This is a genomic window from Flavobacterium gillisiae, from assembly GCF_900107635.1.
Lineage (GTDB): Bacteria > Bacteroidota > Bacteroidia > Flavobacteriales > Flavobacteriaceae > Flavobacterium > Flavobacterium gillisiae.
In genome coordinates, this window is the sequence record NZ_FNRD01000001.1 from 607,608 (window position 1) to 623,820 (window position 16,213).

A 16,213-nucleotide genomic window follows, 5' to 3' on the forward strand; every position below is an offset into this window, starting at 1 on the left:
AGTATTTAGATGGTAAAATTTTAATACAAAATAAATAAATTATAGTATGAAGGAACACGAATTTAACGTAAGGGTAAGGTATGCTGAAACGGATCAGATGGGGGTTGTTTATCATGGGAATTATGCTCAGTATTTTGAGATGGGACGTGTGGAATGGCTTAGAAACATTGGGATTTCTTATAAATGGATGGAAGATAACGGTATTATGCTTCCGGTAGTTTCCTTGAATATAAATTATAAAAAACCAGCCCGATACGATGACCTTTTGAGGGTAAAAACTATTTTTAAAAGTCAGACTTCCGTGAAGATTGAGTTTGATTATGAAATTTACAACGAACAAGGGGAGTTGTTAACAATTGCCAACTCAATATTGGTTTTTGTTAATATGAAAACGGCTCGTCCGACCGCTCCTCCAGAGTATGTTACTGAGAAGCTTTTGAATATGTAAAAATTAAGGATAAAAAATAATTATTCTTTAATTTTAATATCTATTTCAAACAGTGAATTAAAAATGTCGAAAATCATTTCGGCATTTTTTTTTCGCGTTTTCACCTCTATTTTCCCAATCGGCAATCCTGTTTCTTCGTTTATCTCCATTTCTTGAGTTACGATTTCTAGCTTTTTTTCTTTAATTACTCGCATGACTTTATTCATGTTTTTATAATCAAATGAAACCTGATAATGGATATCGATCGTTTTTTCGATAATTTCACAACTTTCAAGCGTTAGTTGAGCGGTTGCTTTGTAAGCGGATATTAATCCGCCCACGCCTAGTTTAACGCCTCCAAAAATCCGGGCGACTACTACGAGTGTGTTTGTAAGAGAAAAGGACTGAATTTGGCCATAAATAGGCATGCCAGCGCTATTGCTCGGTTCTCCGTCATCATTGGCTCGATAAGAAAGGGTGTCGGTACCTATTTGGTAGGCATAACAGAAATGACCTGCATTTGGATGTTTTTTTCTTAAACCATCAATGATGGTTTTTACTTCGTCTTCTGATTGAATAGGAAAGGCAGAGCCAAAAAACTTACTGTTTTTTTCTTTATGTAGTATTTCTTCCGACTCAAATTCGATGGTATTGTAGGTGTCTTTTATTTCCAAATGGGATTTTCTAAATTATGTTTTTATTGAATAAGTCTACCACATCTTCTTTGCCTACCTGTAGATTCCAAACTTGAAATCCCAGTGATAATGCTGCGTCTGTGTTTTCTTTTTTATCATCGATGAATAAGGTGCGCTTTGCTTGCAAATCATGTTTGTTTAAAACGTAGTTGTAAATTTCAAGATTTGGCTTTCTCATGGCTATTTCAAAGGAGAAATATACTTTTTCAAAGCACTTGTAAAAATCACCGTAAAAAGAGGCGCCATTATTTTGTTCGAATGTTTCGATGTGGATAGCATCAGTATTGCTAAGTAAAAACAAGCGGTATTTTTTAGAAAGCATTTGTAGAAATTCCAATCGATACAAAGGGAAATCTAGTAAAATGGCACTCCATGCCTTTAAAATCTCCTCTGTACTAGCGTTAGGAATGTGTTTTTGAATACCGCCAATAAATTTTTCTTGGGATATTTTACCAGTTTCAAATTGAATATTTAACAGGTCTAAATCCTCATTCCACTGCGTAAGTCCTAGATTTTTTAGTCCATCAACGGTGGCTTGTTTGTCTAAATTGATAAAGACATCCCCAAAATCAAAAATAATTGCATTAATCATGGTTTCTGGATATTATGAGTTCATCTTGACAGATTAAGTGTTTTTCCAAATAAGATCCGCTTAGTATCGGAGCCTTCGTGCCTTCTTTAAAGAGGATGTTGCCTTTAAAAACTCGTGCTTCATCCCAGAGATTAGCATCAATGAAAGTTTGTAATGTTTGTCGGCCTCCTTCTATGATCACCGATTGAATTTGAGGTTTGTATATCGCATCTGCCACTTGGCTTGCTATATTTTTTTCAAAATCAACGATATCAAAGATAAGGTTTTCTTTGTTGATATTAGTTGCTGCTTTTGAAAAAACAATTGTTTTTATTTGATTGTCAAATACATGGCTGTTTTCTGCTATGCGATTTTTTTGATCCAAAACGATTCGGACAGGATTGTTTCCCATCCAATCTCTCACATCTAATTTTGGATTGTCATCAATGACTGTTTGTGTTCCCACAAGAATAGCCTGTTCCTCACTTCTCCATTTATGAACTAATTGTCTCGAATAGCTATTTGTGATCCAAACTGGTTTTTGTTCTGATTTTACTTTTGGAGAAATGAAACCGTCTTGGCTTTCTGCCCATTTTAAAATAATATAAGGTCTTTTCTTTTGATGAAAAGTAAAAAATCGCTTGTTCAACTCGTGGCATTCGTTCTCAAGAATACCAACAGTTACCTTTGTTCCGGCTTCGATTAATTTTTTTATTCCGTTTCCAGCCACTTTTTCATTTGGGTCAACCGTTCCAATAACTACCTCTGGAATTTCATTTCTGATGATTAAATCAGAACAAGGAGGTGTTTTTCCAAAATGACTGCAAGGTTCTAAGCTTACATAAATGGTGGATTTTTTTAATAGTGATTTGTCTTTTACGGAATTGATGGCATTTACTTCGGCATGAGGTTCACCCGCTTTTTTATGCCAGCCTTCCCCTATAATTCTATCTTCATAAACAATAACACTGCCCACCATCGGATTAGGATAGGTGGTTCCTAAGCCATTTTTGGCTAATTGGATGCATCGCTCGATGTATTTTTCATGTATCTTCACCATGCAAAAGTAGTTATTTTTGAGGTTAGCGTATAATCTTTGAGATTAGTTTTAAAACTTCTGAAAATAACAATAAACAATTTCTATTTTTGTGTTTTTATAAACAAGCAGTTATACAAAATGGAAAATTTGGTTATTAGAAAGATCGAAAAAAAGGATAATGAAGCCGTTGCTCAGTTAATACGAATGGTTTTTGACGAATTGAATATCCCAAAAGTAGGAACGGCATATGCTGATCCGTATTTAGATTTAATGTTTGAGGAATACAATAAGCCCAAATCGGTTTATTATGTTGTCGAAAATAATGGAAAAATAGTAGGCTCGGCAGGAGTTGCTCCTCTTGAAAATGAAGCTGAGACGATTTGTGAATTACAGAAAATGTATTTTCTGCCTGAAACACGTGGTCAGGGGATAGGAAGTCAGGTAATGGCTGTTTGTCTGCAAAGCGCGAAAGAATTTGGTTTCGAAAATTGTTATCTAGAAACGATGCCTTTTATGCATGATGCTCAAAAATTATACAAAAAAGTAGGTTTCGAATACATCGACGCTCCTATGGGAAGTACGGGACATGTCTCTTGTCCAGTTTGGATGTTGAAGAAATTATAAAATTTCAAAATTGAACATTCGAAATTCCTAGTTCTTATTTTTTTAAATATTGAAAGAGGAATAAGAAGGAGTAGTTTAAAAAATAATTTCAGAAAGTTGAAATACAAACATCATGAAAATTAAAGAATACAGAAGCCAATTTATTCAAGAACTACTTCCAATATATGATGAAGGCGAAGCAGAGAGTTTTTTTTACCTGATTCTAGAGGAAAAGCGTCAGTTAAAAAGAATTGATTTAGCTCTGGATCCTGAATTGGTTTTTTCAGAAGAGGAAATGGTTCTTTGGAATTCAATCCTAGAGCCATTGAAATTGGAAATTCCAATTCAGTACTTGCTGGGAAAAACTAGTTTTTATGGTTTGGATTTTGAGGTAAATGACGATGTATTGATTCCGAGACCTGAGACAGAAGAATTGGTGGAATGGATTATTAAGGGGAATTCAAACACTGAACGATTTAAAGATTTAAAGATTCTTGATATTGGAACGGGAAGCGGGTGCATTGCTATTTCATTGGCTAAAAACATACCGAATGCTAAGGTGTACGCAATTGATGTTTCTGAAAAGGCTTTGGCTACGGCCAAAAAAAATGCAGTAATAAACCAAGTCGATGTAGCATTTATAACTCAGAACATTCTAGAAACAGCCGATTTAAATCAGCAGTTTGATATCATTGTTTCTAATCCTCCCTATGTACGGAATTTAGAGAAACAGGAAATAAAGAAAAATGTTTTGAATAACGAACCTCATTTAGCTCTTTTTGTAGAGGATGATGATGCACTGATTTTTTATAAAAAAATCGCAGCATTGGCACAGAAAAACCTTTTAGAAAACGGACAATTATTCTTCGAGATTAATCAATATTTAGGGAAAGATATGGTCGCTTTGCTGGAGAAAACGAATTTCAAAAACATTGAATTACGAAAAGATATTTATGGCAATGACAGAATGATTCGAGGAACGATTTAATATCCAGCAATTTTTTTGGAGTCAACAAAAAACTTATCTTGTCATTCCGACGAAGGAGGAATCTCCACTTGCTGAGCCTTTTTAAATGATATTTCCTTTGTCGGGATCACAATTACCGACTTATAGAAGCAATCGATTAGTTTCCTTTTCAATACTTCATATCAGAAAACTCAAACATTACTCGTATCGTAAAGCTTCAATTGGATCCAGATATGCCGCTCTGATCGCAGGATATAATCCAGATACAATAGCAACCATGAAACTGGTTAAAAAAGCAGCCATAATGGCGCCCCAAGGAATGACAAACGCAAAACTTAAAGCAGTCGCGATTCCGAAACCGATTAAGATTCCTAAAATTATTCCCACTATTCCGCCTAGTTGACCAATAAGTAAGGTCTCAATAAAAAACTGAATGGCAACGGTAGATCTTTTGGCTCCCAATGCTTTTCTTACTCCTATTTCTCGCGTTCTTTCGGTTACCGAAACAATCATGATATTCATTAAGGCAATAGAAGATCCTAAAACGGTAATAATTCCTATCAACCAGGAAGCTAAACCAAGGTATTTTGTGATACCAAGGATTCTATTAATAAGATCGTCACTACGTACAACCCCAAAATTATTGTCTCTCACGGGGCTTAACTTTCTAACATTACGCATCGTAATGATGGCGTGGTCAATTGCTTGATCCAATAATTCTTTATTGGAAACCATGATGCTCATTGTGTAATTAATGTTTGGTGCTGTAAATAAGGATCGAGCGACTTGTATTGGGATTAAAACTCTTAAATCTTGTTTGTTCCCAAAAGTGGAACCTTTTTCTTTTAATATGCCAATTACTTTAAACCTTGCGCCACGTATCGAAATTGTTTTTCCAATAGGGTTTGTGTCTTTAAGTAATCCTTTACCAAAATCGGAACCTACGATACAAACGTAGTTATTGTTATCAATATCAAAACCTGTAAAATTTCGTCCTAAGCTTGTTTCTAAACCCGAGTTGGTCATAAAATATTCGTCAACACCTACAACCGCAATTTCAGGATCTGTTTTTGTCGCTTCGTATTTTACCTCTGCAGTAGAAGTTGCTGTAAAGGATAGGGAAGTTTCTGTAAAGGGATAATCGTATTTGTTTTTAAAATCGACTGCTTCGGGGTACGAGATTATAGGGTTTATAATTTCGCGTTCGTCACCGCCTCGTCTTTGGGTATTGTTTTCGTATTGCTTGACGTTAAAAGTATTAGCTCCCATGGATGCAAAATCAGAAGAGATAGTATTCTCCAAGGCAGAAACCACAGTCAGAATACCTACTAAAGCTGTAATTCCTATAGCGATAATTAATACGGTGAGCGAGGTACGCAATATTTGGGTCCTAATAGAACCAAAAGCAATTCGTACGTTTTCTTTGAATAAATTTAACATCATGGTAGTTTGACACGAAAATACAGTTTTTGTTACAAGTTTGTTTTGGAAGGAGTATTATTTATTTTAAAAATAAGATATTTGCAACCTGAATTTACGAATTGGGAGTTTACGAATTGGAAATTTTTTGCCAATTGATAGAATCCCGAATCCTAAATAGTAAAACCTAAATTAAAAATAATGGCATCAAAACCGAGCATCCCCAAAGGAACAAGAGATTTTTCACCTGCTGAGGTGGCAAAACGTCAATATATTATCCAAATCATTAAGAATAATTTCGAGAAATTTGGTTTTCAACCGATAGAAACACCATCATTTGAGAATTCAGAAACCTTAATGGGGAAATATGGTGAAGAAGGAGATCGTTTGATTTTCAAGATTCTAAATTCTGGGGATTTTTTGGCGAAAGCCAATGCGGCACATTTGGAAAATAAGGATAGTACAAAGTTGACAGCGAGTATTTCTGAGAAAGCCTTGCGTTATGATTTGACTGTTCCCTTTGCTCGTTATGTAGTGCAACATCAGAATGATATTGAATTCCCGTTTAAAAGATACCAAATCCAACCAGTTTGGCGTGCGGATAGACCTCAGAAAGGACGTTTTAGAGAGTTTTTTCAATGTGATGCTGACGTAGTTGGGTCAAAGTCTTTATGGCAAGAAGTAGAATTAGTACAGCTTTACGACACTGTTTTTACGGAATTAGGATTGAAAGGAGTGACCGTTAAAATTAACAATAGAAAAATATTATCAGGAATTGCTGAAGTGATTGGTGCTTCTGACAAATTGATTGACTTTACTGTTGCGCTTGATAAACTAGACAAGATAGGCGAGGATGGTGTAAAAAAGGAAATGATTGAAAAAGGAATTGGAGCAGCTGCCATAGAAAAAGTGCAACCACTTTTTAATTTCACTGGAACAATTGCTGAGAAAATCGAAAAACTAGCGCTTCTTTTAGCTTCTTCAGAAGAAGGGATGAAAGGAGTGGAAGAATTGCGTTTCATTTGTGAAAATGTAATGAAATTAGGATTGGCATCGGCAATACTAGATCTTGATGTTACGCTTGCACGTGGATTGAATTATTACACTGGAGCAATATTTGAAGTAGCGCCTCCTAAAGAAGTTGCTATGGGTTCCATTGGAGGTGGAGGTCGTTATGATGATTTGACTGGAATTTTCGGATTGAAAAATATGAGTGGAGTTGGGATTTCTTTTGGATTGGACCGCATCTATTTAGTTGTGGAAGAGTTGAATCTTTTCCCTGAAACCGTTACTGCAACATCAAAGGCGTTGTTTATTAATTACGGTGATGCCGAAGCTTTTTATGCATTACAGGCGATACGAAAATTAAGAGCCGCAGGGATAAAAGTAGAACTGTATCCGGATAATGCAAAAATGGCAAAACAGTTTCAGCATGCTGATAAAAGAAACATTCCTTTTGCGGTAATAATAGGAGAGCAAGAGATTGCATCAAATTTGTATTCACTTAAAAACTTAGTAACTGGAGAGCAGGTTTCTCTTGATTTTGAAGGTTTGAAAAACGCGGTATTGTAAATTAAATTTTACGCATAAAAAAAAGCTTTGTTAGTAAACAAAGCTTTTTTTAATATAAGGTATTCTTGAATTAATAATATTTAGAAACCAACCTTAAATTTGTTTTTTAACAGATTAAAAATTTAATCTAGATTAGAACCGATAACAAACTTATAGAAACAAAACCGTAATAGTCTTAAAATTTTATTAAAATTTAAATAATTATAAAAAAGATAGACTATAATTCCGTCTATCGTAAATAATTGCTATTAAAAAAAAGAATGACAATTTGACATTTAGTTAGAATTGGCAGTACTTTTGCAATTCAAAGAAAAGTGAAAAAAATGAAGTTTAAGAATATTTTTAAAAATACAGGTAATATGACTACTGAAAATACAGAAATCGATAAAGAGATGGATGATGTAACATTAGATAACAATGCGAGTGAAGAGCAAATTGTTGCTGATGAGTTAAGTGTTGAAGAGCAATTGACGCAAGACTTAGCGAAAGAAAAAGATAAATATTTACGATTATTTGCAGAATTTGAAAATTATAAAAGACGAACTTCAAAAGAACGTATTGAATTGTATAAGACAGCAAATCAAGAAGTTCTTTTAGCTATGTTGCCTGTTTTAGATGATTTTGACAGAGCGATGGTCGAAATACTTAAATCGGATGACCAATTACTTTTGAAAGGGGTAGAGCTTATTCATGAAAAATTGAAAAGTACGCTAGTTTCAAAAGGATTAGAACAGGTAGAAGTTAAAGCTGGTGATGCATTTGATGCTGATTTTGCTGAAGCAATTACTCAAATTCCTGCTCCAAATATGAAAGGAAAAATTGTAGACGTACTTGAAAAAGGATACAAATTAGGTGATAAAATTATTCGATTTCCTAAAGTTGTTATAGGACAATAATATGTACAATTATGGACACAAGTGATTGCGTCCCTATTTTCATAAGAAAAAATAAAGATGAAAAAAGATTTTTACGAGGTATTAGGTATTTCAAAAGGTGCTGATGCAGCAGCGATAAAGAAAGCTTACAGAAAAAAAGCGTTAGAGCATCATCCTGACAAAAACCCTGGAGACAAATCGGCAGAAGAAAAATTCAAAGTAGCTGCTGAAGCTTATGAAATATTAAGCGATCCAAATAAAAGAGCACAATACGATCAATTAGGTCATCGCGCTTTTGATGGTTCTGGAGGTTTTGGCGGAGGCGGAGGTCATGCTGGAATGAATATGGATGATATCTTCAGCCAATTTGGCGACATTTTCGGTAGTGCCTTTGGTGGTGGTGGCGGATTTGGTGGCGGAGGCGGAGGTCAACGCAGAACTAAAGGAAGCAACCTACGAATCAAAGTGAAATTGACATTAGAGGAAATTGCCAATGGTGTTGAGAAAAAAGTAAAAGTAAAACGTAAAGTTCAGGCGCCAGGTGTGTCTTATAGAACTTGTTCTACCTGTAATGGGCAAGGACAAGTAATGCGTGTTACTAATACGATTCTAGGAAGAATGCAATCAGCATCTACCTGTCCTACCTGTGGCGGGTCAGGTCAGATTCTAGATAAAAAACCTTCAGAAGCTGATTCTCAAGGGATGATTGTTGAAGATGAAACGGTTTCTATAAAAATCCCTGCGGGAGTTGTTGATGGAATGCAGTTAAAAGTTTCTAACAAAGGAAACGATGCGCCAGGAAACAGTGTTCCAGGAGATTTGATTGTGGCTATTGAAGAACTAGAGCATGAATTCTTGAAGCGCGAAGGAGAGAACTTGCATTATGATTTATACATCAGTTTTCCTGAAGCGGTTCTCGGAGTTTCAAAAGACATCGAAGCTATAAACGGAAAAGTAAGAATCAAATTAGAAGAAGGAATTCAATCTGGTAAGATTCTTAGACTTAAAGGAAAAGGTATTCCCAATATAAATGGCTACGCAAGTGGTGATTTATTAGTACATGTAAATGTATGGACTCCTAAAACGATAAGTAAAGAGCAAAAGTTATTTTTCGAAAATAATATGAGTGATGAACATTTCGTTCCAAATCCTGAAAAATCCGACAAATCATTTTTCGAGAAAGTAAAAGATATGTTTTCTTAATTTTTATAAAGGTTAAAAATTAAATATAAGTTTCCCATCCTTGTGAAAATAAGGGTGGGTTTTTTTATGTAACAATTATATCTATTTCGATACTAATTATTTACTTTTACACAAATTCAAATTTCAGCATGAGTACTCTACTTGAAGTCAATAAAGTCGTAAAGCAATATGGTGATTATGTGGCGCTTAACGAAGTTTCATTAACAGTTCCTAAAGGCAGTATTTATGGACTTTTAGGTCCAAATGGTGCCGGAAAAACATCTTTAATCCGAATCATAAATCAAATTACGTTGCCTGATAGCGGTGAGATCATCCTTGACGGTGAAAAACTGCAGCCCAAACACGTACAATACATAGGCTATCTTCCAGAAGAAAGAGGGTTATATACGAGTATGAAAGTGGGCGAGCAATGTTTGTATTTGGCTCAAATGAAAGGGCTGTCAAAAGCAGAAGCCAAAAAACAATTGGAATATTGGTTTGATAGATTAGGAATTCAAGGGTGGTGGAATAAAAAAATTCAAGAACTTTCTAAAGGGATGGCTCAAAAAATTCAATTTGTCGTTTGTGTCTTGCACAAACCTAAATTGTTGATTTTTGATGAACCTTTTTCTGGTTTTGATCCAGTGAATGCAAATGTAATTAAAGATGAAATTCTGGCGTTGCGAGATGAGGGAGCTACGATTATATTTTCTACACACCGTATGGAAAGTGTCGAAGAATTGTGTGATCATATTGCTCTAATCCATAAATCAAATAAGCTGATTGAAGGAAAGTTAGACGATGTTAAACGCCAATTTAAAACCAATAGTTTTGAGGTAGGTATTGTATCTGATAATGTAGAAGGTCTGATGTATGATATTACTCAAAAGTTTACGGTATCTCCTGCGAATTTTAAATCTCTGGGCAAAGAATTGAAACTGGAAATCCAATTGGGTAATGCTATGCCAAATGAACTGCTGCAGGTCTTGACACAAAGAGGACAAGTCACTCATTTTGTCGAAAAAATTCCAAGTGTCAACGATATCTTTATTCAAACAGTAAGCGAAAAGTAAATAATTTTTAATGTTATGATTTTAGATTTCTGAAATCAAAAAACGTTAATCATAAATAAAAAATCTAAATGAGTATTATTTCATTAATCATAAAAAGAGAGTTTATTGCCAAAGTGCGTAATAAATCTTTTATAGTTATGACCTTTTTAAGTCCGCTGCTATTTGTGGGTATTGCCGCATTTGTGGGGTATTTAAGTTCGATGAAAGCAGAAACAAAACGAATTGCGATTCATGATGAATCAGGTTTGTTTGTCAAAGAGTTTATAGCGCAAAACAATCCGAAAAGTGAATATAAATACCTTGATTTATCTTTAATTGATTCGAAATTCTTAAAAGATAGTATCACTAATGAAAATTATGAGGGTTTGTTGCTGATCCCGAATACCACTAATGCTACCGACTTAGAAAATAAAATTCAATTTATATCTAACAGTAGTCCGAGTATATCGTGTATAGAAAAGGTTCAGAATATCGTTGCCAATAAAATCACTAAAACCAATCTAGTAAAAGCTAATTTGGATACTTTGGCGATTAGAAATGCCCAGTCAAAGGTTAACATAAGCTTGGCAAAGGCTTCAGGTGAGCAAAGTGTAAAAGGGCTTAATGAAATAAAAATTGCCATTGGAGGTGGATTTGGATACCTGATTATGATGTTTATTATCATTTATGGTAATATGGTGATGCGAAGTGTGATAGAAGAAAAAACAAATCGTATTATCGAGATAATTATCTCATCGGTAAAGCCATTTCAGTTGATGATTGGTAAGATTATCGGAACCTCACTGGCAGGAATCCTTCAGTTTTTTATATGGGCTGTAATAGGACTTTCGCTGATGTTTGCCGCTTCGGTATTTTTTGGGGTAAATGTTGGTCCAACAGCAAGGGTTTCACCTGAATTGATGGGTCAGGCACAGCATGAATTGTCTGGTACTGCACAAATGTATATCAAGGAGTTGTGGAACTTGCCAATTGCGAGTATATTGATTGGTTTTGTCGTTTATTTCATTGGAGGATACTTTCTATACAGTTCTTTTTACGCTGCAATTGGAGCCGCTGTTGATAATCAAACTGATTCACAACAATTTCTTCTACCTATCATTATGCCTCTAATGCTGAGTGTTTATGTAGGGTTTTTTAGTGTAATGAATGATCCGCACGGGACTTTAGCAGTTGTTTTTTCTATGATTCCGCTCACATCACCTATTGTTATGTTAATGCGAATTCCGTTTGGCGTACCTTTGTGGCAAATTGCTATTTCCGTAACCCTGTTATTTGCAACCTTCTTTTCAGTAGTTTGGTTTGCAGCAAAAATATATCGTGTTGGAATTTTGATGTATGGAAAGAAACCTACATGGAAAGAATTATACAAATGGCTTAAGTATTAAAGTTTATTTGGTTTTTCATTACTTCGTTTAGACGAAACTTCAAAAAGCTAAATACTAATAATTAAAATAGATATGAGTAAAATATTAATCATAGAAGACGAAGCAGCGATTCGAAGAGTACTTACAAAAATACTCTCTGAAGAGAACGATACCTATCAGGTTGAAGATGCAGAAGATGGTGTTGCCGGTTATGAGAAAATAAAAAATAACGATTACGATCTTGTTTTGTGCGATATAAAGATGCCTAAAATGGATGGTGTTGAATTGCTTGAAGCAGTTAAAAAAATAAAACCAGAAATTCCCATTGTTATGATCTCCGGTCATGGTGATATGGAAACGGCTATTAATACGATGCGACTGGGTGCCTTTGATTATATCTCAAAACCACCAGATTTAAACCGATTGTTGAATACGGTAAGAAACGCCTTAGATAAAAAACAACTTGTAGTTGAAAATAAGATTTTAAGAAAAAAAGTCAGCAAGAATTACGAAATGATTGGGGATAGTGAAGCAATTGGTCACATAAAAGTGATGATTGATAAAGTAGCTCAAACAGATGCGCGAGTGCTTATAACGGGGCCAAACGGAACCGGAAAGGAATTAGTGGCGCATCAATTGCATGAGAAAAGTGAACGCGCAAACTTTCCTTTAATCGAAGTGAATTGTGCTGCGATTCCTTCTGAATTGATAGAAAGTGAATTGTTTGGACACGTAAAAGGAGCTTTTACGTCAGCGGTAAAAGATCGCGCTGGTAAATTTGAAGCTGCTGATAAAGGAACCATTTTCTTGGATGAAATTGGCGATATGAGTCTTTCGGCTCAAGCCAAAGTATTACGTGCATTACAAGAAAGCGTAATTACAAGAGTAGGAGCAGATAAAGATATTAAAGTGGACGTTCGCGTTATGGCGGCTACCAATAAAGATTTGAAAGTCGAAATTGCCGAAGGTCGTTTCCGTGAGGATTTATACCATAGACTGGCCGTAATCCTGATCAAAGTACCTTCATTGAATGAAAGACGCGAAGATATTCCGATGCTGATTTCTCATTTTTCAGATAAAATTGCTTCTGAGCAGGGAAATGCAGTGAAAAAATTCTCTGGTGATGCTGTCAAACTATTGCAAGAATACGATTGGACCGGAAATATTCGTGAATTACGTAATGTAGTGGAACGTTTGATTATCCTTGGAGGAATTGAAATTTCTGAGAATGATGTGAAGCTGTTTGCCAGTAAATAAAAATAAATTAATGATTAAAAGACAGAGATTGGAATTCAATTTTACTGTTTTTACTCTTTCAATAATACCAAATGAAATTAAAGAAAATAAACGAAAAGTTACGAGAAGGATTAGTTGATAACGGTTTAACCGAAGCAAACAAGTTACAAAAAGAAACTTTTTCTACTTTGAAAAGTGGTGCCGACTGTATTATTATCGCTCCAAAGGGAAGTGGAAAATCAACTACTATTGTGATCAATGTGATTCAACAGTTAGTTTGCGAGGGAGAGCAATCGCCTCGAGCTTTGATTATTGTAGAAGACAAAGCTAAGGTGTTAGAAATGGAAGCTATCTTCGAAAAATTCGAAAGATATACTGATTTGGTAGTTTACGGAGTGCACGACAGAGGTGATATGGAATATGATAAAAATTATATTTCAGGTGGAGTTGATGTTTTGATAGGAACGCCAATTAAGCTGAACGAAATGTTTACGACTGCAGGTTTTAATGTAAACAGATTGAAAATGTTTATTATTGATGACGCAGATCCGATATTGAAATTACGCCATGAAACTAAATTGATGCGTATGTCAAACAGTATCAGTAAAACACAACGCATTATCTTCGCAGACAGACTTTCAGAACGAATAGAAAGTCTTGCTGATAAAATGATGGTAGAGCCTTATCTTTTCGAAATTGAAGAAGGTGAAGAAGAGGATGAGGAAGAAGAGGATACAAAATAACATAAAATAAAATACCATGGGATTAATGAAAGTGTTTTCAGGAAGTGAAATATTGGCACTAGCTTTGAAAGAAAAAATTGAAGCAGCAGGTGTTGATACAGTGATGAAAGATAATATTCAATCTGCTAGATTAGCAGGTTTTGGAAGTTCGGGTTCGGCTGTTGAGGTTTTCATACAAGAAACTGATTTTGCAAAAGCAAATCCGGTTATAGAAGAATTTAGATTAAGTATTTAATAAAGAATAGATGATTTATAAAATTAAACCCTGGCTGTCAATTATGATATCAGGGTTTTCTTTTTTAATGATGTCCCGTCCTGAAATAGCGGTACACAAAAAAGTATCTTAATGGAAAACCTAGAAACAACTCGCTATGTGAAGCGAACCCAAAAAGACTATTCAATGTCTTTTAAACTACAAATTGTTCAAGAAATTGAGCAAGGACAACTCACAACTACTGAAGCTACAAAGAAATATGAGATTCAATGTAGAAAAACTGTTGTTAATTGGCTTAGAAAATTTGGTAACTTTGATTGGGAAAATCAAATTCCTTTCAATATGCCCAAATCACCCGAACAGAAGATAATGGAACTTGAGGCTCAAGTTAAATTATTAGAGAAACAGAAAGCGCTTCTTGAGCGACAAGCTTTTGTAGCTGACAAGAAAGCGATCATTTTAAAGAACAACAAAAACAAACAGTAATGTTTGCCTGTACTTTGTTTGGGGTAGATAGACAGGTTTATTATCGAAAAATAAAAAGAAGAATAACTAGACAATCTAATGCTATAACAGTGGTTTCTATGGTTTTAGAAATCAGACAAACTATGCCTAGAATAGGAGTAAAAAAGTTATATTTTCTTTTAAATAATGAATTAAAACAACTAAAAACAGGTAGGGATAAATTTATTAATATACTTAGAGCTAATCATTTATTAATTATACCTAAACGTTCCTATCATATAACAACGAACTCGCATCATCGATTCAGGAAACATCAAAACCAGATTCTAGAGTTATAAATCCAGCGGCCGGAACAAGTCTGGGTATCGGACATCACCTATATTGGAAAAAGAGAGAATCCGTATTATTTAAGTCTAGTAACCGATGCGTACTCTAAGAAAATAATGGGCTTTAATGTGGCTGATAATATGAATACGCAAAGCACTTTGGTCGCTTTGGAAAACGCAGTAAAGCACAGGAAAGACAGGGATTTATCATTAATACATCATTCAGATAGAGGTTTACAATATTGCGCTAATGAATATCAAAAACTACTCAATAAAAGTAAAATAAAATGTAGTATGACACAAAATTCAGATCCTTATGAAAATGCTGTGGCAGAAAGAATAAATGGAATTTTAAAGCAAGAATTTAATATTGATAAATACAACCAGAGCTTGCCTATAATGAAACAAATAATAAAAGAAGTTGTTGAAATCTACAACAATAAAAGACCACATTATTCTAATTTTATGCTAACACCTAATCAAATGCACATGCAAAATCAAATTAAAATGAGAACTTATAAAACGAAAAACAGCAGTAAACTTTCGCTTACTACTGTTTAATAATTGTATATTTATTTTTATTAATCCTGTATCGTTTTTTTAGGACTAGACATGATTTGTATCACAATTATAAAAAAAACAGATGAAATATAAGATGCTGGTGATAGACATGGATGACACCTTGTTGACAGACGACCATAAAATTTCGGAAGAAAATAAAGAAATGCTTTTTAAAGCACAGGAAAAAGGAGTGTATGTTATTTTGGCATCGGGGAGACCAACGCCTGCAATGACCGCTTATGCCAAAGAATTGAAAATGGACAATTCCTATATGATTTCTTATAATGGAGCTGTAATTACAGATTTAAAGGAAGACAAAGTAATTTTTGAACAAACCTTGTCCCAAGAACAAATACACGAGCTGTATGAGTATAGCATAAAAAGCAAAACTCATATCATTACGTATCTTGATGGTAAAGTTGTGAGTGAGACGAATTCAGAGTATATAGATATTGAGCTAAATATTACGGGTTTATTGCACAATAAAGTATTGGATTTCAAGGCTGCTGTTAATTCATCGGCTGTGAAATGCATTTTATTGGAAGAGCCAAGTTATCTGAAAGAAGTAGAGAAGGACTTGAAACTAGCCATGCCTCATTTGAGCGTAAGCATGTCAAAGCCTTTTTTCCTAGAAGTAGCACAAAATGGTATAGACAAAGCTGCAAGTATAAAAATATTGGCAGAGAAACTGGATATTCATCAAAACGAAATCATCGCTGTGGGTAACGCCGGGAATGATTTGACAATGATAGAGTATGCTGGTCTGGGTGTTTGGGTAGATAATGTAACCCCTGAATTAAGAGACAGAGCTAATGTTATTGTCGCTTCAAATAATGATCATGGTGTTGCTGAGGTAGTGCGCAGATTTATTTTGAATTAAG

Annotated in this window: 18 protein-coding genes; 14 read left to right on the plus strand and 4 right to left on the minus strand. The window is 34.6% G+C overall.

Annotation, left to right across the window (positions count from 1 at the left end; all coding sequences use genetic code 11):
- Positions 1-46 precede the first annotated feature (46 nt).
- On the plus strand, positions 47-448 hold the full coding sequence (locus BLV35_RS02775; RefSeq protein ID WP_091084372.1) for an acyl-CoA thioesterase: 402 nt from the start codon (positions 47-49) through the stop codon (positions 446-448).
- Between the two features lie 20 nt (positions 449-468).
- Here the strand turns inward: BLV35_RS02775 and BLV35_RS02780 are convergent, their stop codons facing one another.
- The 3 genes from BLV35_RS02780 to ribD are packed head-to-tail and all read right to left on the minus strand — an operon-like array spanning position 469 to position 2,750.
- Positions 469-1,101 carry an IMPACT family protein gene (locus BLV35_RS02780; RefSeq protein ID WP_091084375.1) on the minus strand — a complete coding sequence of 211 codons (633 nt, stop codon included), beginning with the start codon at positions 1,099-1,101 and terminating at the stop codon, positions 469-471.
- A 10-nt stretch (positions 1,102-1,111) separates the two neighbouring features.
- The gene (locus BLV35_RS02785) at positions 1,112-1,714 is read right to left on the minus strand and encodes an HAD family hydrolase (RefSeq protein WP_091084377.1); all 603 of its coding nucleotides are present in this window, start codon (positions 1,712-1,714) and stop codon (positions 1,112-1,114) included.
- Positions 1,707-2,750 (minus strand): bifunctional diaminohydroxyphosphoribosylaminopyrimidine deaminase/5-amino-6-(5-phosphoribosylamino)uracil reductase RibD, encoded by a 1,044-nt coding sequence (gene ribD, locus BLV35_RS02790; protein WP_091084861.1) that lies wholly within the window; start codon positions 2,748-2,750, stop codon positions 1,707-1,709. The genes BLV35_RS02785 and ribD overlap by 8 nt, the downstream gene beginning before the upstream one ends.
- A gap of 120 nt (positions 2,751-2,870) precedes the next feature.
- On the opposite strand from ribD, the gene BLV35_RS02795 reads away from it, so the two are divergent.
- Together BLV35_RS02795 and prmC are read left to right on the plus strand one after the other, a co-directional pair.
- Positions 2,871-3,356 carry a GNAT family N-acetyltransferase gene (locus BLV35_RS02795; RefSeq protein WP_091084382.1) on the plus strand — a complete coding sequence of 162 codons (486 nt, stop codon included), beginning with the start codon at positions 2,871-2,873 and terminating at the stop codon, positions 3,354-3,356.
- Positions 3,357-3,468: 112 nt separating this feature from the next.
- On the plus strand, positions 3,469-4,323 hold the full coding sequence (prmC, locus tag BLV35_RS02800; RefSeq protein ID WP_091084384.1) for a peptide chain release factor N(5)-glutamine methyltransferase: 855 nt from the start codon (positions 3,469-3,471) through the stop codon (positions 4,321-4,323).
- Positions 4,324-4,500: 177 nt separating this feature from the next.
- On the opposite strand, the gene BLV35_RS02805 is transcribed toward prmC, so the two are convergent.
- Positions 4,501-5,745, minus strand: coding sequence for an ABC transporter permease (locus tag BLV35_RS02805; protein ID WP_176980555.1), 1,245 nt, complete (start codon positions 5,743-5,745; stop codon positions 4,501-4,503).
- A gap of 177 nt (positions 5,746-5,922) precedes the next feature.
- Between BLV35_RS02805 and hisS the strand changes: the two genes are divergently transcribed.
- The 11 genes from hisS (at position 5,923) to BLV35_RS02855 (ending at position 16,212) form a co-directional block, all read left to right on the plus strand.
- Positions 5,923-7,293 carry a histidine--tRNA ligase gene (gene hisS, locus BLV35_RS02810; protein ID WP_091084390.1) on the plus strand — a complete coding sequence of 457 codons (1,371 nt, stop codon included), beginning with the start codon at positions 5,923-5,925 and terminating at the stop codon, positions 7,291-7,293.
- Between the two features lie 323 nt (positions 7,294-7,616).
- Positions 7,617-8,189 carry a nucleotide exchange factor GrpE gene (locus BLV35_RS02815; protein ID WP_091084393.1) on the plus strand — a complete coding sequence of 191 codons (573 nt, stop codon included), beginning with the start codon at positions 7,617-7,619 and terminating at the stop codon, positions 8,187-8,189.
- 57 nt (positions 8,190-8,246) lie between these two features.
- Positions 8,247-9,371: a molecular chaperone DnaJ gene (dnaJ, locus tag BLV35_RS02820; RefSeq protein ID WP_091084395.1), complete on the plus strand. Its 1,125-nt coding sequence runs from the start codon at positions 8,247-8,249 to the stop codon at positions 9,369-9,371.
- Positions 9,372-9,499: 128 nt separating this feature from the next.
- A complete protein-coding gene (locus BLV35_RS02825) occupies positions 9,500-10,423 on the plus strand; it encodes an ABC transporter ATP-binding protein (RefSeq protein WP_091084398.1) in 924 nt (307 codons plus the stop codon).
- A gap of 68 nt (positions 10,424-10,491) precedes the next feature.
- Positions 10,492-11,808, plus strand: coding sequence for an ABC transporter permease (locus BLV35_RS02830; RefSeq protein ID WP_091084400.1), 1,317 nt, complete (start codon positions 10,492-10,494; stop codon positions 11,806-11,808).
- Positions 11,809-11,880: 72 nt separating this feature from the next.
- Complete coding sequence (locus tag BLV35_RS02835; RefSeq protein WP_091084404.1) at positions 11,881-13,044, plus strand: sigma-54-dependent transcriptional regulator; 1,164 nt, start codon at positions 11,881-11,883, stop codon at positions 13,042-13,044.
- 71 nt (positions 13,045-13,115) lie between these two features.
- The gene (locus tag BLV35_RS02840; RefSeq protein ID WP_091084407.1) at positions 13,116-13,766 is read left to right on the plus strand and encodes a DEAD/DEAH box helicase; all 651 of its coding nucleotides are present in this window, start codon (positions 13,116-13,118) and stop codon (positions 13,764-13,766) included.
- A gap of 16 nt (positions 13,767-13,782) precedes the next feature.
- Positions 13,783-14,001, plus strand: coding sequence for a putative signal transducing protein (locus BLV35_RS02845; protein ID WP_074721256.1), 219 nt, complete (start codon positions 13,783-13,785; stop codon positions 13,999-14,001).
- Between the two features lie 111 nt (positions 14,002-14,112).
- Entirely contained in the window at positions 14,113-14,466 is a 354-nt protein-coding gene (locus tag BLV35_RS19390; RefSeq protein ID WP_218132998.1) for a hypothetical protein, read from the plus strand.
- 317 nt (positions 14,467-14,783) lie between these two features.
- The gene (locus BLV35_RS19395) at positions 14,784-15,332 is read left to right on the plus strand and encodes an IS3 family transposase (RefSeq protein ID WP_218133001.1); all 549 of its coding nucleotides are present in this window, start codon (positions 14,784-14,786) and stop codon (positions 15,330-15,332) included.
- Between the two features lie 82 nt (positions 15,333-15,414).
- Positions 15,415-16,212 (plus strand): Cof-type HAD-IIB family hydrolase, encoded by a 798-nt coding sequence (locus BLV35_RS02855; protein ID WP_091084409.1) that lies wholly within the window; start codon positions 15,415-15,417, stop codon positions 16,210-16,212.
- Position 16,213: the final 1 nt, after the last annotated feature.